Raw genomic sequence first — 23,439 nt, forward strand, 5'->3', positions numbered from 1 at the left:
GGCGCCGGGTGGGGACCCCGGTGCCCGGCCCCGGCGGGCCGGCCGCGTCAGAGTTCCGTCAAAGTGCGCCCCGGAGCGTGCCCGGCGCCCGAATGCCGCGCTTTCCGGCCGTAGGGTCGACGCTGCGCAGTCGGCAGACCACCGGAAGACAATGAGGCCATGGCACGCGGCAAGCTCAGGATCCACCTCGGTGCGGCGCCGGGCGTCGGCAAGACGTACGCGATGCTGGCCGAGGCGCACCGCCGCGTCGAGCGGGGCACCGACTGTGTGGTGGCCTTCGTCGAGCACCACGGACGGCCCCGCACCGAAGTGCTGCTGCACGGCCTGGAGCAGGTGCCGCGCAGGGAACTGGAGTACCGCGGCGGCGTCTTTCCCGAGATGGACCTCGACGCCGTCCTCGCCCGTCGCCCCCAGGTCGCCCTGGTGGACGAACTCGCCCACACCAACGTCCCGGGCTCCCGCAACGCCAAGCGCTGGCAGGACGTGGAGGAACTGCTCACCGCCGGGATCGACGTGGTCTCGACCGTCAACATCCAGCACCTGGAGTCCCTCGGCGACGTCGTCGAGTCGATCACCGGGGTGCGGCAGCAGGAGACCGTGCCGGACGAGGTGGTGCGCCGGGCCGACCAGGTCGAGCTGGTCGACATGACGCCCGAGGCGCTGCGGCGTCGGATGGCGCACGGCAACATCTACCGGCCGGACAGGATCGACGCCGCCTTGTCGAACCACTTCCGCCCCGGCAACCTGACAGCCCTGCGCGAGCTGGCACTGCTGTGGGTGGCGGACCGGGCCGACGCCTACCTCACCCAGTACCGCAGCGAACACCGGGTGTCGAAGATCTGGGGCTCGCGCGAGCGGATCGTGGTCGGTCTGACCGGTGGCCCCGAGGGCCGCACGCTCATCCGCCGGGGCGCCCGGCTGGCCGAGAAGGGCGCCGGCGGCGAGGTGCTGGCCGTCTACATAGCCCGCAGCGACGGACTGACCTCGGCCTCGCCCAAGGAACTGGTGCTGCAGCGGACCCTGGTCGAAGACCTTGGCGGAACGTTCCACCATGTCGTCGGCGACGACATACCGGCCGCGCTGCTCGCCTTCGCCCGCGGCGTCAACGCCACCCAGATCGTGCTGGGCTCCTCGCGCCGCAAGACCTGGCAGTACGTCTTCGGGCCCGGCGTCGGAGCGACGGTCGCCCGGGAGTCCGGACCCGACCTCGACGTGCACATCGTCACCCACGACGAGGTCGCCAGGGGCCGGGGGCTGCCGGTCGCCCGGGGCGCGCGGCTCGGACGCTCCCGGCGGGTGTGGGGCTGGATCACCGGTGTCGCCGGACCGCCGCTGCTCGCCGCACTGCTCAACGCCGTCGACCTCGGCCTCGCCAACGACATGCTGCTGTTCCTGGCACTGACGGTGGCGGCGGCCCTGCTCGGCGGGCTGCTTCCCGCCCTGGCCTCGGCGGCGGTGGGCTCCCTGCTGCTGAACTACTTCTACACACCGCCCCTGCACCGCTGGACCATCGCGGATCCGAAGAACATCGTCGCCATCGTGATCTTCGTCGCGGTCGGGGTGGCGGTGGCCTCCGTCGTCGACCTCGCCGCCCGCCGCACGCACCAGGCGGCCCGGCTGCGGGCCGAGTCCGAGATCCTGTCCTTCCTCGCCGGCAACGTGCTGCGCGGTGAGACCGGCCTGGAGGACCTGCTGGAACGGGTCCGGGAGACCTTCGGCATGGAGTCGGCGGCCCTGCTGGAACGGGCGAGCGACGTCGAGCCCTGGACCTGCGCCGGGCGCGTCGGCCGGGGACACCCGGTCGACCGGCCCGATCAGGCGGATGTGGACATGCCCGTCGGCGACCACATGGCCCTGGCCCTCACCGGCCGCGTGCTGCCCGCCGAGGACCGCCGGGTGCTGGCCGCCTTCGCAGCCCAGGCCGCCGTCGTCCTGGACCGCCGCAGGCTCCGGGAGGAGGCCGACCGGGCCCGCACGCTCGCCGAGGGCAACCGCATCCGTACGGCCCTGCTGGCCGCCGTCAGCCACGATCTGCGCACCCCCCTCGCCGGGATCAAGGCGGCGGTGACCTCCCTGCGCTCCGAGGACGTCGAGTGGTCCGAGGAGGACCGGGCCGAGCTGCTCGCGGGCATCGAGGAGGGTGCCGACCGGCTCGACCACCTCGTCGGCAACCTGCTCGACATGTCCCGGCTCCAGACGGGCACCGTCACCCCGCTGATCCGCGAGATCGACCTCGATGAGGTGGTGCCGATGGCGCTCGGCGGCGTGCCCGAGGGCAGCGCCTGCCTGGACGTGCCCGAGACTCTGCCGATGGTCGCCGTCGACCCCGGGCTGCTGGAGCGGGCGATGGCCAACCTCGTGGAGAACGCCGTCAAGTACAGTCCGCCCGGCGCACCCGTACTGGTCGCCGGCAGCGCACTCGCCGACCGGGTGGAGGTGCGGGTCGTCGACCGGGGGCCGGGCGTGCCCGACGAGGCCAAGGAACGCATCTTCGAGCCCTTCCAGCGCCACGGCGACGCCCCGCGCGGCGCGGGCGTGGGTCTGGGCCTCGCGGTGGCACGCGGCTTCGCCGAGGCCATGGGCGGCACCCTGGAGGCCGAGGACACCCCCGGCGGCGGGCTCACCATGGTCCTCACCCTCCGCGCGGCGGGAACCCGCCCGGAGCACCGTCCCGCGGCAGAACCGGAAAGGCAGGCCTCATGACCCGCGTCCTCGTGATCGACGACGAGCCGCAGATCGTGCGCGCCCTCGTGATCAACCTGAAGGCACGCGCGTACGAGGTCGACGCGGCCCACGACGGTGCCACCGCCCTCCGGCTCGCCGCCGCCCGCCACCCCGACGTGGTCGTCCTGGACCTCGGGCTGCCCGACATGGACGGCGTCGAGGTGATCAGGGGCCTGCGCGGCTGGACCCGGGTACCGATCCTGGTGCTGTCCGCCCGGCACACCTCCGACGAGAAGGTCGAGGCGCTGGACGCGGGCGCCGACGACTACGTCACCAAGCCGTTCGGCATGGACGAGCTGCTGGCCCGGCTGCGGGCCGCCGTACGCCGGGCCGAACCGGCCGGCGACGGCCCGGGCGACGTGATCGTCGACACCGGCGAGTTCACCGTCGACCTGGCCGCGAAGAAGGTCAACCGGTCCGGCAAGGACGTACGGCTGACCCCCACGGAGTGGCACCTGCTGGAGGTCCTCGTGCGCAACAGCGGACGCCTGGTCGGGCAGAAGCAGCTGCTCCAGGAGGTGTGGGGGCCGTCATACGGGACGGAGACGAACTATCTGCGCGTGTACATGGCGCAGTTGCGGCGGAAGCTGGAAGCGGACCCCTCGCACCCGAAACACTTCGTCACCGAGCCGGGGATGGGCTACCGCTTCGAGAAGTGAGGGGTGTGGCGTCGGGAGGACAGGTTCCTCGCCCCTCGTCAGCAGGCCCCGGTACGCTTCAGACATGAGTGCTGTCCCTCGTTCCGAAAAGCCGGCGGGCCGTTTCCGGCGCATGCTCGACCGGCTCTCCTCGTCGCAGGAGGACCTGGAGTCCGAGGAACTGCGCGAAGACAGCCAGACGGCCGGCTGCATCCGGATCGGAGACTGCCAGGACCGCCAGATAGTGACGGTTACTGGTACCTTGCGCACGGTCACCCTTCGACCGCGTGCGGGAGTCCCGGCCCTGGAGGCCGAGCTGTTCGACGGCTCCGCCGCGCTCGACGTGGTCTGGCTCGGCAGGCGCTCCATCGTCGGGATAGAGCCGGGGCGCAAACTGATCGCGTCGGGCCGGGTCTCGATGAGCCGGGGCCGCCGGGTGCTGTTCAATCCCAAGTACGAACTGAGACCCCTCGGACGGGAGTAGCCGGTGACGTCGCTCGACAAGCCGACCGAAGAGACATCTGCGGACGACGCCCGGGCGGTGACCGAGGCCGCCCTGTTCGAGGCGTTCGGCGGCGTGCGGGGCATGGTGGAGACGGTGCTGCCCGGCCTCCTCTTCGTCACCATCTACACGATCAACAAGGACCTGCACCTCTCGGCGATCGCGGCGCTGGCGGTGTCGCTGGTGCTGGTCGTGGTCCGGCTGGTGATGAAGGACACCGTCAAGCACGCCTTCAGCGGTGTCTTCGGCGTGGCCTTCGGTGTCGTCTTCGCGATGATGACCGGCAACGCCAAGGACTTCTACCTGCCCGGCATGCTCTACACGCTGGGCCTGGGCCTGGCCTACATCATCACCACGCTGTGCGGGGTGCCGCTGATCGGGCTGATCCTCGGCCCGGTCTTCAAGGAGAACCTCTCCTGGCGCACGCGCAACCCCGGCCGCAAGAAGGCCTACGCGAAGGCCAGCTACGCGTGGGGAGCGATCCTGCTCGCCAAGTGCGCGATTCTTTTCCCGCTGTACTGGTGGGCCGACACCACCCAGCTGGGCTGGGTCCTGGTCGCCCTGAAGATCCCGCCGTTCCTGCTCGCGGTGTACCTGACGTGGGTGTTCCTCGCGAAGGCGCCCGCGCCGATCGACGTGTTCGCCGAGATGGAAGCCGAGGAGAAGGCGGCCGAGGAACGCGAGCGGCAGGCTGCCGCCCGGTCCGCGGAGCAGTGAGCCTTTGGCGCTGACGGAAACGGAAGGGGCGTCCCGAGTTCCTCGGGACGCCCCTTCCGCTCGTTCTCGTTCGAAGGACGGCTCAGCTCGCCGTGGTCCGCCGCACGGACAGCAGGTCCTCCAACTGCTCCTCCCGGGCCTGCGCCGCCACGAAGAGGAGTTCGTCGCCGGCCTCCAGCGAGTCCTCCCGTGAGGGCGTCAGCACGCGGTTGCCGCGGATGATCGTCACCAGGGACGTGTCCTGCGGCCACTCGACGTCGCCGACCTGTGTGCCGGCCAGGGCCGACTCCTCCGGCAGGGTCAGCTCGACCAGGTTGGCGTCGCCGTGGCTGAAGCGGAGCAGGCGGACCAGGTCGCCCACGCTCACCGCCTCCTCGACCAGGGCCGACATCAGACGCGGGGTGGAGACGGCGACGTCCACGCCCCAGGACTCGTTGAACAACCACTCGTTCTTCGGATTGTTCACGCGGGCGACGACACGCGGGACGCCGTACTCCGTCTTGGCGAGGAGCGAGACGACCAGGTTCACCTTGTCGTCGCCGGTCGCGGCGATCACGACGTTGCAGCGCTGGAGCGCCGCCTCGTCGAGGGACGTGATCTCACAGGCGTCGGCGAGCAGCCACTCGGCCTGCGGGACGCGCTCGACCGAGATGGCGGTCGGCGCCTTGTCGATCAGCAGGACCTCGTGGCCGTTCTCCAGCAGTTCGCCCGCGATCGAGCGGCCGACTGCGCCGGCTCCGGCAATGGCGACCCTCATCAGTGACCGCCCTCCTCTTCGGGACCCTTGGCGAACGCCGCCTCGACCTTGTCGACCTCGTCGGTGCGCATCATCACGTGCACCAGGTCGCCTTCCTGCAGCACCGTCTGCGAGGTGGGCAGGACCGCCTCGCCCAGCCGGGTCAGGAACGCGACGCGCACGCCCGTCTCCTCCTGGATGCGGCTGATCTTGTGGCCGACCCAGGCGGTGGAGGTGTGCACCTCGGCGAGCTGGACCCCGCCGGTGGGGTCGCGCCACAGCGGCTCCGCGCCGGAGGGGAGCAGACGGCGCAGCATCTGGTCGGCCGTCCAGCGGACGGTCGCGACGGTGGGGATGCCCAGGCGCTGGTAGACCTCCGCGCGGCGGGGGTCGTAGATGCGGGCGGCGACGTTCTCGATGCCGAACATCTCGCGGGCCACGCGAGCGGCGATGATGTTGGAGTTGTCACCGCTGGAGACGGCGGCGAAGGCGCCGGCCTCCTCGATGCCCGCCTCGCGCAGGGTGTCCTGGTCGAAGCCGACGCCCGTGACGCGGCGGCCGCCGAACCCTGAGCCCAGCCGGCGGAAGGCGGTGGGGTCCTGGTCGACCACGGCGACGGTGTGCCCCTGTTGCTCCAGGTTCTGGGCCAGCGCGGAACCCACCCTTCCGCAACCCATGATGACGATGTGCATGGCCTCACACCACGCTTCCCGCAGACCTTCCGGCCTGCGTCAGTGTTCTGCTCATGTCTCTCTCTCGGCTCGCCGGGCAGCACTTCGCGGCCTTCTGTGCCGGCCGCCAGGCACCATCATGCCGGGGAACGCCGGGTGTGATCCCCATCGGTGTCCGCCCGCCCGGCCGATCGCCCGTGTCCAACGTATCTGCAAGGCCGGGGGAGCCCACCAGGACCCTCGGGGTGCACGGGGAACACACTGGAGCTGTCCACCTCCAGCGTGTGAGGATCAGCATGCATACGACGTGTGGGGGAACGGACCGGCATGAGCCATGAGATCGACGTCCTCGTCCTGGGCGGCGCGGGCGTGGACACGATCGTGCACGTGCCCGAACTGCCCGTGCCCTTCGCGGACAGTCACATGATCCGACCCGGGATCGTCACACGGGCGGGCCAGAGCGGGGACTTCGTGGCGCTCGGGACGAACGCGCTGGGCCTGCGCACACACCACCTCGACCTGCTCGGCGACGACCCCGAGGGCGACCTCGTCCGTGCGTTGCACCGGGAGCACGGCATCGGGCTCACGGCCGTCCCGCAGCCACTCGGCACCAAACGCGCGGTCAACCTCGTCGGCCCCGACGGCAGGCGGTCGTCCCTCTACGACGCCACCCGGGCCGCCGACACGGACCGGCTGCCCGAGGACACCGTGCGCACCCTCGCGGCCGTCAGCCGGCACGCCCACGTCGTCATCACCCAGCCGTGCGCCCAGGCACTGCCCACCCTGCGCGCGGCCGGCGTCACGATCTCCACCGACCTGCACGACTGGGACGGCTCCAACCCCTACCACGAGCCCTTCGCCCACCAGGCCGACCTCGTCTTCCTGTCCAGCACCGCCCTGGGCGACCCGGAGCGGACCATGCGGCGGATCGCCGAGCGGGGCAGGGCCCGGATCGTCGTCGCCACGGCCGGCGCGGACGGCGCGTACCTGCTCGCCGACGGTGAGCTCACCCGCGTACCCGCCGCCCCGCCCCCGGCCCCCGTCGTCGACTCCAACGGCGCGGGCGACGCCTTCGCCGCCGCGTTCCTCCGCGCCTGGCTCGACGGCATCCCGCCCCACCGCAGCGCCCTGCACGGCGCGGTGGCCGGCGCCTACGCCTGCACGATCCCGTCGACCCGGGCCGCCGCCATCGGACGGGAGGAACTGCTCGCCGGGGTGGCGCGGCTGGAACGGCCCGGCAGGCCGGACACCCCCTAGGACCGAGCTCCGGGCGACACGTCCTTGCGGCGGCTGATGCTGCGCACGCTCGCCAGCGTCAGGATCGCGAGGGCGACGAGGGTGGCCGCGGCGCCGATCAGCTGGGCGGGCGTGTGCATGGGACCTCCAGGGGCGACAACGGCCGGGAAGCGGACGGGGCTCAGTCATATAGGCATGGGAAGCGGGTGACCTGCGGAATCCCCAGCCGCACAGGCCTCTGAATTCACTCGGAGAGCAGAGGCAACGCCGATGGGGGGTGGCGGGTGGGCGCCCCCGCAATCGAACGCCTACGATCCTCTGTTGTGTCCAAACTGACCGACGTGCCCAAACGGATCCTGATCGGGCGCGCACTGCGCAGCGACCGGCTGGGCGAAACGCTCCTGCCGAAGCGCATCGCACTCCCCGTCTTCGCCTCCGACCCGCTCTCGTCCGTGGCGTACGCGCCCGGCGAGGTTCTGCTGGTCCTGTCGATCGCGGGTGTGACGGCGTACCACTTCAGCCCCTGGATCGCCGTCGCGGTCGTGGTCCTGATGTTCACCGTGGTGGCGTCGTACCGGCAGAACGTGCACGCCTACCCCAGCGGCGGCGGCGACTACGAGGTGGCGACCACCAACCTCGGCCCCAAGGCCGGCCTGACGGTCGCGAGCGCGCTGCTCGTCGACTACGTCCTGACCGTCGCGGTGTCGATCTCCTCCGGCATCGAGAACCTCGGCTCCGCGATCCCGTTCGTCGTCGAGCACAAGGTGCTGTGTGCGATCGGCGTGATCGTGCTGCTGACCTTGATGAACCTGCGCGGGGTGAAGGAGTCCGGCTCGCTGTTCGCGATCCCGACGTACGTCTTCGTGTTCGGCGTCTTCACCATGATCGCGTGGGGCGCCTTCCGCGGACTGGTCCTGGACGACACCATGCGGGCACCGACCGCCGACTACGTCATCAAGCCCGAGCACCAGGGACTGGCCGGATTCGCCCTGGTCTTCCTGCTGCTGCGCGCCTTCTCCTCCGGCTGCGCCGCCCTCACCGGCGTCGAGGCGATCTCCAACGGCGTCCCGGCCTTCCGCAAGCCCAAGTCGAAGAACGCCGCGACCACCCTCGCCATGATGGGCCTGCTCGCCGTCACCATGTTCTGCGGCATCATCGCCCTGGCCGCCGCGACCGATGTCCGCATGGCCGAGAACCCGGCCACGGACCTCATCCACAACGGGGTCCCGCTCGGCGGGGACTACGTCCAGAACCCGGTGATCTCCCAGGTCGCCGAGGCCGTCTTCGGCAAGGGCAGCTTCCTGTTCATCATCTTGGCCGCGGCCACCGCGCTGGTGCTGTTCCTCGCGGCCAACACCGCCTACAACGGCTTCCCGCTGCTCGGCTCGATCCTCGCCCAGGACCGCTACCTGCCGCGCCAGCTGCACACCCGCGGCGACCGGCTGGCCTTCTCCAACGGCATCGTGCTCCTCGCCGGCGCCGCCGCCCTGCTGGTCGGGATCTACGGCGCCGACTCCACGCGCCTGATCCAGCTGTACATCGTCGGCGTGTTCGTGTCCTTCACGCTCAGCCAGACCGGCATGGTCCGGCACTGGAACCGCCACCTGGCCACCGAGAAGGACCAGGCCAAGCGCCGCCACATGATCCGCTCCCGCGCGATCAACGCCTTCGGCGCCTTCTTCACCGGCCTCGTGCTGGTCGTCGTCCTCCTCACCAAGTTCACGCACGGCGCCTGGGTCGCCCTGCTCGGCATGGTGATCTTCTACGCGACGATGACGGCCATCCGTAAGCACTACGACCGGGTCGCCGCCGAGATCGCCGCCCCCGACGGCCCGAGCGACGACCTCGTACGGCCCTCACGCGTCCACTCGGTCGTGCTGATCTCCAAGATCCACCGCCCCACGCTGCGCGCCCTCGCCTACGCCAAGCTGATGCGCTCGGACACGCTGGAGGCCCTCAGCGTCAACGTCGACCCGGCGGAGACCAAGGCCCTGCGCGAGGAGTGGGAACGGCGCGGCATCGACGTACCGCTGAAGGTCCTGGACTCGCCCTACCGCGAGATCACGCGGCCGATCATCGAGTACGTCAAGAGCCTGCGCAAGGAGTCGCCGCGCGACGCGGTGTCCGTGATCATCCCCGAGTACGTCGTCGGCCACTGGTACGAGCACCTGCTGCACAACCAGAGCGCCCTGCGGCTGAAGGGCCGGCTGCTGTTCACGCCCGGGATCATGGTGACATCGGTGCCGTACCAGCTGCAGTCCTCCGAGGCGGCCAAGCGGCGGGCCCGCAGGCAGCAGGACTGGAACGCGCCGGGGTCGGTGCGCCGGGGTCCCGCGCAGGTGCGATCGAAGGAGTCCACCGAGCGCAAGTCCTGACGATTTCCCGAGGCGACGGCTCGTGTGAAGAGGCCGGGCGGCAGCCACGTAGACTGGTGGGCTGTTGTCCGGCCGTTTCCGTTCGGCCCTTCCCCCTCACGCGTTTTGGAGTCACCCCGCCATGCAGGCAGAACCGAGGAAGTCGCTGGTGGGGGAGGAGTACGAGGTCGAGGTCGGCCCCGTCGCCCACGGCGGTCACTGCATCGCCCGCACGTCCGAGGGTCAGGTGCTGTTCGTACGGCACGCGCTGCCCGGTGAGCGGGTCGTGGCGCGGGTGACGGAGGGCGAAGAGGGCGCGCGCTTCCTGCGTGCGGACGCCGTGACGGTCCTGGACGCCTCCAAGGACCGGATCGACGAGCCCTGCCCGTTCGCCGGCCCCGGCCGCTGCGGCGGCTGCGACTGGCAGCACGCCAAGCCGGGCGCGCAGCGGCGCCTGAAGGCCGACGTCATCGCCGAACAGCTCCAGCACCTGGCCGGGCTCACCCCGGAGGAGGCCGGCTGGGACGGCACTGTGCTGCCCGCCGAAGGCGACAAGGTGCCCGCGGGCCAGGTCCCCGCGTGGCGCACCCGCGTCCAGTACGCCGTCACCGCCGACGGCCGGGCGGGCCTGCGCCGGCACCGCTCGCACGAGGTGGAGCCGATCGACCACTGCATGATCGCCGCGGAGGGCGTCAGCGAGCTGGGCATCGAGAAGCGGGACTGGACGGGCATGGACTCCGTCGAGGCGATCGCGGCGACGGGCTCCCAGGACCGCCAGGTGATCCTCACCCCGAAGCCGGGCGCGCGCCTCCCGCTGGTCGAACTCGACCGCCCGGTCTCCGTCCTGCGCGTGGACGAGCGCTCCGGCGGTGTCCATCGCGTCCACGGCCGCCCCTTCGTCCGCGAGCGGGCGGACGGCCGCACGCACCGCGTCGGGAACGGCGGCTTCTGGCAGGTCCACCCGAAGGCGGCCGACACGCTGGTGACGGCCGTGATGCAGGGCCTGCTCCCGCGCAAGGGCGACATGGCCCTTGACCTCTACTGCGGCGTCGGCCTCTTCGCCGGCGCCCTCGCCGACCGCGTCGGCGACCAGGGCGCGGTCCTCGGCATCGAGTCCGGCAAGCGGGCGGTGGAGGACGCGCGGCACAACCTCGCCGACTTCGAGCGCGTCCGCATCGAACAGGGCAAGGTCGAGAGCGTGCTGCCGCGCACGGGCATCGAGGAGGTCGACCTGATCGTCCTCGACCCGCCGCGGGCGGGCGCGGGCCGGAAGACGGTTCACCATCTGGCCTCGCTGGGCGCGCGGCGGATCGCGTATGTGGCGTGCGATCCGGCCGCGTTGGCGCGGGACTTGGGGTACTTCCGGGACGGGGGGTATCGGGTGCGGACGCTTCGGGCGTTCGATCTCTTCCCGATGACGTCGCACGTGGAGTGTGTGGCGATTCTTGAGCCCCTCACAAAGGGCCTCTGACCTGTGGTTTTCCTGGGTTCCTCAGGTGTGGTGGGTTCCGCTTGACCTGTTTTCCGAGGTGCACGACGTCCAGAGCGTCGTGCAGCGGCGCCGGTCGTCTGACCTGGCGCTGTGGCGGTCGCGCCTTGGACGGCAGTGTCGCCGTCCCCTGTCTCGGTGCGAACGGAGACAGACGTGATGGCGCTCGGTTGACGCTCGTTCTGATGGTTCGTCACTGAGCGGACGGGTGGACAGCCGTCGGGCAGAAAGCTCAACCGTGCTGGGCCGCTACACCGCCGCCACCCTGCGCCCGCTATGAGACCCGGACGCCCTCGGGCTCGACGAGGACGAGGACGGTGTGCAGGGCTGACCGGTGGCCGGGCGGTGCCTGGGCACTCGGTCGGTCGGTGCCGCGCGGGGTCGTGTTTGTGGCTCAGAGCCACGTGTTGCGGCGCAGCGCTCTGTAGATGAGGGTGCAGACGACGCCGATGACGGTGAGGATGGCGGGGTAGCCGTAGCGCCAGGTGAGTTCGGGCATGTGGTCGAAGTTCATGCCGTACACGCCGACGACCATGGTGGGCACCGCGATGAGGGCGGCCATGGCGCTGATCCGGCGCATGTCGGCGTTCTGCTGCACGCTGAGCTGGGCGCTGCTGGCGTTGAGGATGCCGGTGACCAGCTCGTCGAAGCCGGTGATCTGCTCGTTGGCGCGCTGGTGGTGGTCGGCGACATCGCGCAGGTAGGCGCAGACGTCAGCGGGGATGTCGGGCATGGTCCCGGAGGCGAGGCGCTGCAGGGGGCCGGCCAGGGGGGGGCGACGGCGCGCACGGTGGTGGCGAAACCGGGCCCGGCGAAGACCATGATCTCGCCGGTGTCGACGATCTCACTGGTGGGAGTGATCTCCTCGTGGTCGCAGTAGACGATGGTCTTCAGCACGAGGAAGAGGGTGTCGCCGTAGCGTTCCAGCTTGGGCCGCTGATGGGCGTGGACGGCGTCCTCGACCGCCAGCTGTGCAGGTCGAATGCGTCCGCGACGTGCTGGAACTGCTCGGCGGTCGGCTCGTACAGCCCGATCCACGCGAACCGGCTCCCACCTGGGTCTGTCCGGTGCAGGATCTTCTCCAGTCCGGTTCGTCCGGGGAGGCGCCGGCCATGCTCGTACAGCGCGCAGTCGACCACCGCCGGCGGCAGGACATTCTCGCCCTCGACCCTCTCATCGTCCCGCTCGGCCATCGCCGTCCCCTTCCCTCGTGGTGTCCCGACTCCCTCTGCCCCGGTCAATGCCCGGTGTCACCGGGCGCAGGGCCACGATCACGGCGAGGAACAGTGTGCGCAGAGCGGGCCTCATCGTGGCCTCCCTCCAGTGACCGGGGTGGAATGCCGCCGGGTTACAGCCAGTCGCGGCGCTTGAAGACGACGTACAGGTCGGCGCACACCACGCCCATCAGCAGCAAGGCGAAGGGATAGCCGAACACCCAGCCCAGTTCGGGCATGTGGTCGAAGTTCATGCCGTAGATGGTGCCGACCAGGGTGGGAGCGAAGAGGATGGCCGCCCAGGCGGAGATCTTCTTGATCTCCTCGTTCTGCGCGTGGCCGGCCTCGGCGAGAGCTTTCATCTCCTCGTTCTGCTGCTGGGTTACCAGCGTGGCGTTCACGGTGAGGATGTCCTGCAGGGCCTGCTTGAACCCGTCGACGCGTTCCGTGACGTGCGTGGCATGGTCTGCGACGTAGCGCAGGTAGCGGCGCAGTTCCTCGTCGATGTTGTACTTCTCGAACCCGGCCGACAGCCCGCCCACGATGCCCGCCAGCGGGCGGGTGGCGCGCTGGAAGTCCACCACTTCGCGGGACAGCGCGTAGATGCGGCGCGAGACGCCGGGGGCGTTGCCGAAGACTTCGGTCTCGATCTCGTCGATGTCGTTCTGCAAGCCCGCCACGACGGGGGCGTAGTCGTCGACGACCGCGTCCATGATCGCGTACAGCACCGCCTCGGGACCGCGCTTGAGTAGATCGGGACTGTTCTCCATCCGGGCGCGGACCGCCGCCAGATCGGGGGCGGCGCGACTGAGCCCTTCGTCCGTGGCCCTGGACAGCGAGGACCGAACAGGGAAACCGACGATGCCGGCGCCTGTCTGCGGCGGCGGTGCCCCGCTCCGCTGCCCGGAGACGACTCGGCTCGCTGCGCGCGCGGCGTGACCACCGTCCCCGGCGGCGCACGGATTGACGCCTGCCCTGCGGGTCCCGAAGCTGGTAGAGGGGCCGGTGGAAGGGACCGTGGTCGTGAGCGGTGGGCAGAGCGGACTTACCCGGCTCCTGACGGCGGCGGAGAGAGCGGCGCCGGTGGACGCCGTCGCGGTGGTCGCCGAGGATCTGCGGCGGCGTTTCGGGGCCATGAGCGTGTCGTTCCTCATCGTGGACCTGACGGGAAAGGCGGTGGCGCGGCTGGCTGCCGCCGTCGGTGTGGAGGGCGGGCGGGAAGCGGAACGGATCGCCCTGCACGGCACTGCCTACGAGCAGGTGATTCGCACCCAGCGGTTGTATCAGGAAGCGACCGGAGAGGGGCACCGAGTGATTGTTCCGGTCACCAACCGGGGGGACGCGATCGGACTCCTGGAACTGCTCCTGCCCGCCCATCCCGGGGCCGACGTTCTCGACGAGGTCGGGGATTCCGCCCACATCCTGGCCTACGTCGTGATCGCCAACGGACGCTTCACCGACCTCTACACCTGGGGCAAGCGCTCCCGGCCTCCCACGTTGGCAGCCGAGATCCAGTACCAGCTGCTGCCCCAGTCGTTGTCGTGCGAGGCCGCGCAGTTCACGCTGTGCGGGAGCTTGGAGCCCTCGGAGGACCTCAGCGGCGACACCTTCGACTACGCGCTCGACCGCGACACCCTGCACGTGTCGGTGACCGACCCCATGGGCCACGACATCGCTTCCGCTCTGGCCGCCACGGTGCTGGTGGGCGCCCTGCGCGGGGCCCGCCGCGCAGGAGCCGACCTGGCCGAGCAGGCTCACCGGGCGGACCGGGCCCTGGCCGACCAGGGTCACGGTCACGCCACCGGGCAGCTGCTGCGCATCAACCTCCACAACGGTCGCGCCCAGCTCGTCAACGCCGGCCACCCGTGGCCGCTGCGCATGCGCGAGGGGGCCGCGCAAGCGATCACATGCGAGGTGGACCATCCTTTCGGGCTTTCAGTGACCGTCCCCCACCCCTACCGGGTCCAGGACCTCGATCTACGCCCTGGGGACCGTTTGCTCATGGTGACCGATGGCATGCTCGAACGCCACGGAGAGGCGGTCGACCTGCTGGCCCTGCTGGAGCGCACCTGCGATCTGCATCCGCGGGAGGCGGCGGCGACACTGACGTCCGCGGTCCGGGACGCGGCCGGGGGCCGGCTTGCGGATGACGCCACGGTGATGTGTCTGGACTGGCACGGCCCTGAGCAGACCCTGCGGAACGTCAGCTCCGGTGCCGACACTCAGCGGGCTTCAGCCAGCCGTGTCCATCAACACTCATGACCATGACACAGTTCCGGAAGAAGGACTCGGTCGGCGGCCGACGGGATTCCAGCCTTGGCTCCGGTGCCGGGGCGCCGGGCTCGGCAGGACCTTTGCAGTACCGGTACGCCCCGGGCGTCGGAGCCGTCAAAGATCGGTCAGGTAGGGCTGACGCTCACTCCAAGCCGGAGATCTTGAAAACGGCGCGGGCTGTTTCGCGGTCCACGCGCTCCGAGAGGCGTCGCAAGGCGGTCGTGCCGCAGAGCAGCGAGCCGTCGTCGGCGGCCTTCCGGGCCTTCCGGGCCGGACCCTGTACGTGCCGGTCCGACCGGGTCCCTTCGGGTGTGCGGTGAGGCTCTTCCCACGGCCGTTCATCTGGACCAAGACCGCCGACGAGATCCTCGACAAAGTAGCCGCCTACTGCCGACGAATCTCCGACTCAGGTCACTAGAGGGCGTCCGACGCGGAAGATCCTTCACCGATCCCGGAGCGGTTCACTGCCCGCACCTGTCCGCCTCCGAAGCCACCAATGAAGCGATACGGAGCTTCCTGGCGGACGTGCAGTGATGTGTCGCACCGGGCAGCATCCCGATCCGCACGAGGCCGACCATGAGGAGACCTCCAGCAGCGCGGCGAACGCCGCGCTGCTGGAGGACAGCGCCGAGGAACTCTGCGAGAGCACACCGTGCGGATACCTGTCCACAGTGTGACCAGTGTTCCTGGCACTGCCTCGGAAGGGCGCCACCGACGAGTTTCCCGGGGGAGGCGATGATGCCCTACTTTTCGTTGATGTTGAGGATGCCCGAAGCGATCGCGAGGATGCCTGCGTCGAGGTCTTGGACATCAGCGAACGACTTGGGGATGCCGTATTTCCGCAGAATGCCTTCTGCAATCGCGACGAGTTCGCTGAGACCGGGGCCCACCGGGTCTTCGGCGACCTGGGCGGGAGTCGCCAGGAACAGGGGCATGGTCGCGAGGGCGAGGGCCCCGAGTGCGGTGCGTGGCTTCATGTTGTGATCAATGGTCCACGGGAACGAGAGACACCCATCCCGCCGTCGGCTCTTGCAGGTCACGCCCGGGTCGTTTGGTGCCGTGCATCGCAAGACGGAGCGGCCCTTTCCGTTGTACGCGCACGGAGACAGGGTCTCTCGGTAGCTCGGGCATGCAATCCGACCGAGCGTGGGGGGAGGCCCTGGTGTCCTTGTTGTACGTGTCCGAGCCGGTCCAGTTCACTCGGTTGCTACGGCCACCACTCCCGATGCCCGGTCCGGCCCAGCAGGCCGGACCGGGCATCGAGGGTCATAGGGGGCTGCCTGAGTCACGCCTCGGCCACTTGGAGCAGCCAGCTGACCGGGATGTCGTCTTCGGTGTCGCTCGCGCTCTTCTTGACGCGGCCGATGGCGATCTTCTGCGTACTCGTCGGGAGCTTCGCGCCGTTGTGGACCCGGCCGCCTGCCTGCGTGACGTTCAGGTCCACGGCGGCGCTCCAGTTGGAGCCGTCGTGCCAGTTCACCTTGATCTTTGCATCCCCCCAGGCGGAGCCGAAGCTGATCCACATGTCGCCCGACCAGCCGGCCTGGTTGGCCGCCGGGACGGCCAGGACGATGCCGTACTTGTAGTGGATGAGCCCGCCGCTCTCAGTGAACGCGAAGCCGGGGGGAATCTCGCCAGTCTGGAAGTTCGCCATTCAGTGCCCCTTGCCTGTCGCTGCTCCGGTGCCGCAGGAAGCGACGCCGCCCCGCAGCCCGCAGACCACGGCACGAACCACGCTAGGGACGCATTCAGGTCCCTCCTCAATTGCCGGGGCCAAACCACCAGTTGAGGGGTAGTGCAAGCATGCCCAGCTCATCCGCTCCGCTCCTGCGCTCTCGGATGCCCCCTGCTGCACCCCAGGAGCGGCTGACCCCTTCGGCCGTCGGACGGGGCCCAGAGGCTGCTACGGAAGCGGATCTTGGTCGTGGATGATCAGGCATCGTGGGGCACGGTGATCTGACGCGCGGCCAGTGGGCCCGGCTGGAGCCGTTGTTGCCCTAGGGCATCAAGCCGGGCCGTCCACCGGTGTGGACGCGGCGGCAGCTGTAGACGGCATTCGGTGGCGAACCCGGGCGGGTTGCGCCCTGGAGGGATGTGCCAGAACGATACGGGCCCTGGGACCGGGTCTATGACCTGTTCCGCCGCTGGCAGCGGGATGGCACCTGGGCTCGGATCGTCACCCCAGCTCCAGGCCGAGGCGGACGCAAAAGGCCCTGATCACCTGGGGCGTGAACGTCGACTCCACCGTCTGCCGGGCTCACCAGCACGCGGAAGGCTTCCTGACCTGCGGTTTTGCGGGACGTTGTGGTCGCCGGAGGCGTCCGCATCGGCCACACCCCCGCCATGGCTGGGGAATTCCTGCAGCCCTGGTCGGTCACAATCTGGCCCAAGCGGGTGCCGGGGCCCAAGCGCACTTGGCCGAGGACGTTCTCGGCCAAGCCTGTGGGGTCGTCGTCCTCGCGGTGTCCATCTGGCGAGGCGTCACGATGCTCCGACCTCCCACGGCCCGGCCGGCGTGGTGACCAGGTCCAGGCATTCGGTGAGCAGGCGGCGGGTGGCCGGGACTGGGGGAGCAGGGTCGGGGGTGGCGAAGCCGGTGGTCAGGTAGCGCGCGGGGTCCGTGAGGCTCCATCCCACGGCGGTGCCGTGCGGGACGAGGAGTGCCACGTCGGGGGCGATGCCGATGCGGGCCTCCAGGGGTTCGTCGAGGACGTCGAGGTCGCGCAGGCAGGTCAGCACGGCATCGTCCGGAGCGCGGCACAGCACCGTGCACACCTCATGCCGGAAGTCTTCGACCTTGTCCGCGCGGAGCCCGCCCGGGCGCACTTCGCGCGGGACAGGAAGGCGGGCCGAGACCTCGGCCGGGGCGGACTCTTCCGGAATCCGGAATTCAGCCCCGACCAGCTGTCGGCCGCTCGGGGCGAAGCGGAAAACGTCAGGGAGGTCCCACAGCCAGTCCTGGCTGCCGAATGTGTCCACGAGGAACTTCTCTCGTTCCACCCTGTCCGCATAGAGGGAAAGGATCACGGAAGTACCACGGAGTCGGGGAACGAGCTTGAGCGGTTCGTCCGTCACTGTCGCGCACCAGCCGCCGTCGAACTTCAGTTTCGTCGTCATCACTGCCTCATCCGATCCGTACTGCCGGAGGCTGGAAGCCGCCGTTCTTGGCGGGAATCGTGCCGTTCGCGATGGCTTCGTCAGTCACCGGCGCACCGGGGTCCGTTGGTTTCCCGCCGAGCGCCGTGGCCCCGGAGTCGCCCTCCCGGCCTGTCACCAACGCGCCTCCTCTGCTGTCCCACCAAGGCGCCACCATCCGGGTCCGACGCGTTCAAGTCCAGCCTGGGGCTCAAACGCTGTGTCGAATGCCGCCTGCCGGTGGCCAGAAAGAAGCTCGTCTTCGCCTCGGGCGGACAGCCGGTGCACCGCGCCTGCCAGCCGACCACGGGCCGCGCGGCGACCCGTTCTGCGGCTCCGACCGGCCCCATCCGGGCACCGAAAGATATCGGCCGCGCCGAACTCCTCAAGAGGATCGAAGCGCTGCGGAAGCGCGACGCGGAGATGAAGCCACGCGCCGCTAAGTGCCGCCCGCCGACCGCCACAAGCCGCCGACAGCGCCGCGCCAATCGGCCGGTCGCCCCACCACTGTCGTACCACGGAGTGGAGAAAGGTTGGAAAACGCTCACCGTCTGAAACGACAGGCGTGAAGAAGACCTCAATAGGTCTTGAGTTCGCGGAGCACCTCCTCCTGGACGTCGGGCGGGCACAGTAGTACGGTGCGAAAAGTGATCTTCTCCTGGCCCGGAAGCTCGGGCTTTCCCGCCCAGAACTTAACGGCGCCGTTCAGGGCACGGAAGAGGATTTCACGTTCTTCGGAACTCTCGGAAAGTACGGCGTCGGCGTCATCGATGGTGAGGAGGAAATGCTTGGCGCTGATCCAGTGTAGATCGGTCAGACAGTCCCGCAGTGCATTCCAGTTCCAGCCGAAGTAGTCCGGGAGCCGCAGTGCCTCGTAGAACTGAGTGAACACCCCGTCGGAGTCGCGCATTTGCTGTCCTTGCATCCGGGCCGAGTAGATCAGTCCGGTGGGAGGCAGGGCGCGGGCGACGGAGAGCGAGGAGGCGGTCGAGACGACACAAACCTCTTCCTCGTATCGTTCCCACCAGGTGGCGTTGCTCATCGGCCGGTCTCCATCACAATGTACGTCTGATAATGGGTCGGAGTGTAGTACGCCGATCCGTCCGACCCGGTCACGACCCTCTCGCCGCCCCAGTTCGGGTTGTCGATCGACTGCACCGTGCCCCATTCCGTATAGCGGATGCTATTCCCCTGGCTATCGAATTCCGGAAGTTTGTATGCGCCTTTCTTCCCGCTGTTCTCGAATGGCTGGGGAATGGACGGCCCCATGCGTTGAGGGCCCGCTCCCTGAGCCTCCACGCCGAACTCGCGAATGTCGCGGAGGACCGCCTCGGACTCCGCCGGAACCTTGGTGGGAATCCACCCGCTCAGCTTTGATGTGTCGCCCAGGGTCTGGCCCACTTGGTAGTTCGGGGAGAGTCCCAGCGGGTCGGCGCCTGTGTGGGGATTGTCGACGTAGGTGACCGGATTGGGCGCGGGCGTGAGGCCGAGGGGGTCCGGAGCCGTGTAGCGGCCGGTCTCGGGGTCGTAGTGGCGGAAGTAGTTGTAGTGGAGGCCGGTTTCGGGGTCGTAGTACTGACCGGGGAAGCGCAGAGGAGTGTAGGTGCTGCTGTCCCGGGACCAGGCCGTGCTGCCCCAGAGCGTGCTGCGGGTGCGCCAGGCGATGTCGCCGGACTCGTCGACAAGTTCGGTGGGGGCACCGACAAGGTCGGTGGCGATGGCGAAGAAGCGCCGGTCGATCTCCTCCTGGCGGGTATCCGCGGTGAGGATGCGTTCCGTTTGCGCAATTGGGGTCAGGCCGCGGTGGTCCCAGGTGAGCGCCATGTGATGGGGAATGTCGCGCGACGCCGTGGCCTGTTCGCACAGGGTGGTGCCGTCCCAGGTGAAGCGGATCTCCTCGATGACCATCTCGCCGTCGGAAGCCAGGCGTTGCTTGGCGGTGCGGCGGCCCAATGGGTCGTAGCGATAACGCCAGCTGGTGCCGTCGGGAGTGATGACGGAGGTGAGGCGGTCCTCGGTGTCCCACCCGTAGCGCCAGGTGTCGGGTTTGCGGGAGAGACGGGTCTTCTGGCGCAGGGTGACACGGCCGCGGTCGTCGTGTTCGTAGCGCACACTTCCGGCGCGGGTGAGGGAAGTGCCGTGGTACGTCCGGGCTCCAGTGGCTTCCCGGCCGGGATGGGAGTCAGGCCAGGAGGCGAAGACCTGATTGCCGCTCGCGTCGTAGGCGTACCGTTCGCTCCAGTCGTCGGCGGTCACGGCGGTGACGCGGCCGACGGGGTCGAGGCCGAAGGTGCGGGTGCCCGACAACCGGTCGGAGACCACGGAGAGGTGGCCGTCGGCGCGGTAGGTGTAGGTGCGGCTGTTGAGCATGTGTCCGTCGGCGATCAGCTGCTGGGCGGACAGACGCCCGGCTTCGTCCCAGGCCGAGGTGACAGTGAGAGAGCCGAAGACGCGGGACAGTTCACGGCCTGCCGCGTCATGGGTGAAGGCGATTTCCTGACCACCAGTGGTCAGGAGGCCCGGGCGGCCTGCCGCGTCATGGACGTAGGTGGTGACATGGCCGGTGGGGGTGACACGTCCCACGCGACGGCCCACGGCGTTGTAGCGAAAGGTGGTGGCGCGGCCGTCGATGAGTTCCGTCTTGATCAGGCCGCGTCGGTCGTACTGTCGGATCAGGTCGCCGTCCGGGCCGGATGCTCGTAGGAGGCGCCCGGCCGGGTCGTACGCGTAGCTGGTCGTCCGGCCAGCGGCATCCTTGCAGGTGACACGGCCCAGCTCGTCGTGAGTGAAGGAGATGACGTCACCGAGCGGGTCGATCCGCGTGGTCAACTGCCCTACCGCGTCGAGGCGGTAGTCGATGGTGCGTTCGTCGAAGTCGGTTTCCGAGACCAGGCGCCCGGCCGCGTCGTACTGGTAGCTCCAGCCCAGACCTTGTGGGTTGGTGACACGGGTAAGGCGTAGGGCGGTGTCGTACTCGAACGTGTAGCGGGCGCCGTCCGGCCCGGTGCGGGCAGTGAGGAGGTCGAAGTGGGTGTACTCGAACCGGGTCACTCCTCCAGCCGGGGAGGTACGGGTCAGGCAGTTGCCCTCACCATCGTATGTCCATGACTCGGTGGCGCCGTCCGGGGCCGTGCGGCGGGCGAGTTGCCCGTCGGCGTTCCAGGTGAGTCTGGTGTCTCTGCCCACAGCGTCGACGGTGCTTACGAGTCTGCCGAGAGCATCGCGTCCCACGCGCGTGGTGCCGCCGGCCGGGTCAGTGACCTCCACCGGCAGGCCCGCGGCGTCGCAGACCACATGGGTCGTGGCGCCGAGGGGGTCGGTGACGGAGGTGATGCGGCCGGCGTCGTCGTAGGCATAGCAGGTGGCGTGGCCAGCCGCGTCGGTGACCCTGATCCGATTGCCGCACTCGTCGAATTCCTGTGTGCGCCGGGTGCCGTCCGGCTCGATGAACTCCACCGGCAGTCCAAGCGAGCCGCGCACGATGCGCGATCCGTTGCCGTCGGGCCGAGTGACCACGACGAGCCAGCCGTCCTCGTCGTAGGCGTAGACGGTGGTGCGACCGAGTGGATCGGTGCGCGTCAGGAGGTTGCCGCGCGGGTCGTAGGTGAAGCGGGTGGTGTGGCCGAGGGGGTCGGTGACGGCCAGGAGACGGCAGCCCGGGCCGAACACGTGGCGGGTCGCGTGCCCGGCGGCGGTGGTGAGTGTGGTGGTGCGGTGGCCTGTTTCGGGGTCGGGTTCGGTGTAGGTCAGGGTGATCTGGACGTGGCCTGCTTCGCCGCCTTCGGCGATGACGCGGTCGTGGTCGTCGTAGATGTAGTCGTAGCGGCTGTTGTTGGAGTCGATCCAGGCGATGACGCGGTGGCGGTCGTCGTAGACGAAGGTGGTGGTGGCACCGGAGGGTTTGGTGACGGTGGTGAGGTTGCCGTCCTGATAGCCGTAGTTCATCAGGGGCAGGTCCGCGCCGCCCTCGCCCGCGCCGGCCAGGGACAGGGCGGTGACCAGGCCGTCGGCGACGGACAGCTTCACCTGATGGCCCGCCGAGTGGACCAGGGCCAGCGGCAGGCCGTTCTCGCCGCGGTCGACGGTGATGGTGTGGCCGTTGCGTTCGGTGATGCCCGACAGCCAGGCCTCCCCGTCGTCCCCCGGTTCGCTGCCGGACGGGGCGGTGAAGTGGAAGGTCAGGCCGCTGGCGGGGTCGGTGACGGTGTAGTCGCCGTCGGCGTCGCGGGCCAGCAGGGTGCGGCCTCTGCCCGATGAGGGGGTGGTGGGGGCGCCGGGGACCGGGTGCGGGTACGGGATCAGGAGGCCGTCGGCGGTGACGTGGACGACGCCGATGGCGTCGATCTGAAGGCGCTCGTCGACGGTGGAGGTCCAGGAGGGGCCTAGGAAGCGGCCGACCGCGCAGCCGGACTCGGTGCGGCGGGTGAAGACCAGCGGCAGGATGCCGGGTATCTCGACGTCGGTCTGGGGCAGGAACATCCGGCCGGAGGCGAGGTCGACGGGGTCGGTGCCGTCGGTGGTGCGCTCGCCGTCGGGGCGGTTGTGGGTGCCGTCGGGGGCGTCGTCGACCAGTTTGCGCGCCCGTGCGGCGTCGGCGGCCTCCTCCGCGATGCGGATGCCCTTGACCGCGGCGCCGCCGCCACCGGTGGCCGCGGTCAGCGCGAGGTCGGGAATCAGCCTGCCGAAGCCCTCGGCCGGGTCCTTCATGAAGTCGCTGACCATCTGCTTGCCGGTGCCGACCGGGTCGTTGGCGGCGACGATCAGCCCGGCGGCCAGGCTGTTGAGAGACGTGGCGTACTCGGCCGGATGCGTGATGTTGTACGGGTCGACGGGGTTGACGCTGCGGACGAAGTTGAGAATGCCCGCCGTGCCCTTGATGATGCCGCCCCCGACATGGTCGCCCATGATCTGGAACTCCTGGAACCCGCCGGCCAGTTGCTCGGCGTAGGACGGCTTCTGCGGGGCCATGTCACGGGCGGTGCGGACCGCGGTGCGCGCCGTCTCCGCAGCCGAGTTCCGCTGCTTGCGGGCCTCGGCGAGGATGTCCTGCGCCTCCTGCATCAGCTTCTTGCCGGGGTCCTCGAACGTCGCCGCCGGCCTGGGCGGGAGCGAGGACGGGTCGCGTTTGTCGGCGGGCTGGGCGTTGTAGCGGTCGACGGCGCTGTTGAAGTCGTCGACCTTCTTGCGGTGGGCGTCGGCGGCGTCCTCGGAGGCCTTGACGCCCTCCTTCCACTTGTCGATCGCCGTCTGCGCCTGTGCCTGCGCCCAGGTGATCGTGCCGGCGAACGCGTCGAGCGCGCCGAGCGCCTTCGCACAGGCGTCGGCGGCGGCGTACCACTTGGGCGGCTGGGTGCTCACCGCGGTGCGCAGCGCTTGGGCCGTCTCGCCCTTGAGCCGGGAGGAGTCCAGGCCCTTGAGACCGTCACCGGCGTCGTCGAAGGCCGTCTGAAAGGCCCGGAGCTTGTCGGCGGTGGCGGTGACCTTGCTCGGGCTGCCGTAGATCAGCTTGGTCTTGTCCTCGGTCTGTCCGAGGTCCATCTCGTCGACCTCGGCGCCCATCCGGTTGGCGACCGAACGGGACTGCTCACGCACCCAGTCCGCACCCGACTCCCAGCCGACGTCGTCCAGCCGGTCGGCGGTCCAGTTACCGGCGTCCTCGACCCGGTTGCCGGCCCATTCGACACCGTCCTCGACCGCGTTCTCGACCGAGTCGGGCGTGATGTCGCTGATGAAGTCGCCTATACCCACC

General features: G+C 69.7%; 18 protein-coding genes and 2 pseudogenes. 10 read left to right on the forward strand and 10 right to left on the reverse strand.

All coding sequences use genetic code 11. From position 1 onward, the window contains the following. Positions 1-159: 159 nt before the first annotated feature. The 4 genes from RFN52_RS30165 (at position 160) to RFN52_RS30180 (ending at position 4,581) form a co-directional block, all read left to right on the forward strand. Positions 160-2,703: a sensor histidine kinase gene (locus tag RFN52_RS30165; protein ID WP_184850813.1), complete on the forward strand. Its 2,544-nt coding sequence runs from the start codon at positions 160-162 to the stop codon at positions 2,701-2,703. Next, positions 2,700-3,383, forward strand: coding sequence for a response regulator (locus RFN52_RS30170; protein WP_184850815.1), 684 nt, complete (start codon positions 2,700-2,702; stop codon positions 3,381-3,383). Before RFN52_RS30165 ends, RFN52_RS30170 begins: the two co-directional genes overlap by 4 nt. 64 nt (positions 3,384-3,447) lie before the next feature. Next, on the forward strand, positions 3,448-3,846 hold the full coding sequence (locus RFN52_RS30175; RefSeq protein ID WP_184850817.1) for an OB-fold nucleic acid binding domain-containing protein: 399 nt from the start codon (positions 3,448-3,450) through the stop codon (positions 3,844-3,846). A gap of 3 nt (positions 3,847-3,849) precedes the next feature. Further along, the gene (locus RFN52_RS30180; RefSeq protein WP_161361303.1) at positions 3,850-4,581 is read left to right on the forward strand and encodes a DUF3159 domain-containing protein; all 732 of its coding nucleotides are present in this window, start codon (positions 3,850-3,852) and stop codon (positions 4,579-4,581) included. Between the two features lie 82 nt (positions 4,582-4,663). On the opposite strand, the gene RFN52_RS30185 is transcribed toward RFN52_RS30180, so the two are convergent. Both RFN52_RS30185 and RFN52_RS30190 read right to left on the reverse strand, forming a co-directional pair. Further along, positions 4,664-5,338, reverse strand: a complete 675-nt coding sequence (locus RFN52_RS30185) for a potassium channel family protein (RefSeq protein ID WP_033308363.1) — start codon at positions 5,336-5,338, stop codon at positions 4,664-4,666. Continuing rightward, positions 5,338-6,009, reverse strand: a complete 672-nt coding sequence (locus tag RFN52_RS30190; RefSeq protein WP_033308364.1) for a potassium channel family protein — start codon at positions 6,007-6,009, stop codon at positions 5,338-5,340. The genes RFN52_RS30185 and RFN52_RS30190 overlap by 1 nt, the downstream gene beginning before the upstream one ends. Positions 6,010-6,315: 306 nt before the next feature. Between RFN52_RS30190 and RFN52_RS30195 the strand changes: the two genes are divergently transcribed. Further along, positions 6,316-7,245, forward strand: coding sequence for a PfkB family carbohydrate kinase (locus RFN52_RS30195; RefSeq protein WP_184850819.1), 930 nt, complete (start codon positions 6,316-6,318; stop codon positions 7,243-7,245). On the opposite strand, the gene RFN52_RS30200 is transcribed toward RFN52_RS30195, so the two are convergent. Beyond that, entirely contained in the window at positions 7,242-7,364 is a 123-nt protein-coding gene (locus RFN52_RS30200; RefSeq protein WP_268254287.1) for a hypothetical protein, read from the reverse strand. The two genes, RFN52_RS30195 and RFN52_RS30200, sit on opposite strands and share 4 nt — an antisense overlap. A 183-nt stretch (positions 7,365-7,547) precedes the next feature. On the opposite strand from RFN52_RS30200, the gene RFN52_RS30205 reads away from it, so the two are divergent. Next, entirely contained in the window at positions 7,548-9,599 is a 2,052-nt protein-coding gene (locus RFN52_RS30205; RefSeq protein WP_184850821.1) for an APC family permease, read from the forward strand. Between the two features lie 121 nt (positions 9,600-9,720). Beyond that, entirely contained in the window at positions 9,721-11,049 is a 1,329-nt protein-coding gene (locus RFN52_RS30210; RefSeq protein ID WP_184850823.1) for a class I SAM-dependent RNA methyltransferase, read from the forward strand. A gap of 412 nt (positions 11,050-11,461) precedes the next feature. Here the strand turns inward: RFN52_RS30210 and RFN52_RS30215 are convergent. Both RFN52_RS30215 and RFN52_RS30220 read right to left on the reverse strand, forming a co-directional pair. Next, positions 11,462-12,260: pseudogene (locus RFN52_RS30215) on the reverse strand (magnesium and cobalt transport protein CorA). A gap of 155 nt (positions 12,261-12,415) precedes the next feature. Next, positions 12,416-13,084: pseudogene (locus RFN52_RS30220) on the reverse strand (magnesium and cobalt transport protein CorA); the annotation flags it as partial. A gap of 280 nt (positions 13,085-13,364) precedes the next feature. On the opposite strand from RFN52_RS30220, the gene RFN52_RS30225 reads away from it, so the two are divergent. Together RFN52_RS30225 and RFN52_RS30230 are read left to right on the forward strand one after the other, a co-directional pair. Continuing rightward, a complete protein-coding gene (locus RFN52_RS30225; protein ID WP_184850825.1) occupies positions 13,365-14,543 on the forward strand; it encodes a PP2C family protein-serine/threonine phosphatase in 1,179 nt (392 codons plus the stop codon). Positions 14,544-15,088: 545 nt separating this feature from the next. After that, entirely contained in the window at positions 15,089-15,232 is a 144-nt protein-coding gene (locus RFN52_RS30230) for a hypothetical protein (protein WP_374050183.1), read from the forward strand. Between the two features lie 66 nt (positions 15,233-15,298). Here the strand turns inward: RFN52_RS30230 and RFN52_RS30235 are convergent, their stop codons facing one another. Both RFN52_RS30235 and RFN52_RS30240 read right to left on the reverse strand, forming a co-directional pair. Next, positions 15,299-15,532: a hypothetical protein gene (locus RFN52_RS30235; protein ID WP_184850827.1), complete on the reverse strand. Its 234-nt coding sequence runs from the start codon at positions 15,530-15,532 to the stop codon at positions 15,299-15,301. A 308-nt stretch (positions 15,533-15,840) separates the two neighbouring features. Next, a complete protein-coding gene (locus RFN52_RS30240) occupies positions 15,841-16,209 on the reverse strand; it encodes a hypothetical protein (RefSeq protein WP_184850829.1) in 369 nt (122 codons plus the stop codon). A gap of 440 nt (positions 16,210-16,649) precedes the next feature. Between RFN52_RS30240 and RFN52_RS30245 the strand changes: the two genes are divergently transcribed. Beyond that, the gene (locus RFN52_RS30245; RefSeq protein WP_311241085.1) at positions 16,650-16,772 is read left to right on the forward strand and encodes a transposase; all 123 of its coding nucleotides are present in this window, start codon (positions 16,650-16,652) and stop codon (positions 16,770-16,772) included. 264 nt (positions 16,773-17,036) lie between these two features. On the opposite strand, the gene RFN52_RS30250 is transcribed toward RFN52_RS30245, so the two are convergent. From RFN52_RS30250 to RFN52_RS30260, 3 genes are all read right to left on the reverse strand, one after another. Further along, entirely contained in the window at positions 17,037-17,534 is a 498-nt protein-coding gene (locus RFN52_RS30250; protein ID WP_311241086.1) for a hypothetical protein, read from the reverse strand. 733 nt (positions 17,535-18,267) lie between these two features. After that, the gene (locus RFN52_RS30255; RefSeq protein WP_184850832.1) at positions 18,268-18,732 is read right to left on the reverse strand and encodes a barstar family protein; all 465 of its coding nucleotides are present in this window, start codon (positions 18,730-18,732) and stop codon (positions 18,268-18,270) included. Beyond that, complete coding sequence (locus tag RFN52_RS30260) at positions 18,729-23,438, reverse strand: putative T7SS-secreted protein (protein ID WP_184850834.1); 4,710 nt, start codon at positions 23,436-23,438, stop codon at positions 18,729-18,731. Before RFN52_RS30260 ends, RFN52_RS30255 begins: the two co-directional genes overlap by 4 nt. Between the last annotated feature and the right edge of the window lies 1 nt (position 23,439).

It is taken from the genome of Streptomyces collinus, assembly GCF_031348265.1.
Classification (GTDB): Bacteria; Actinomycetota; Actinomycetes; order Streptomycetales; family Streptomycetaceae; genus Streptomyces; species Streptomyces collinus.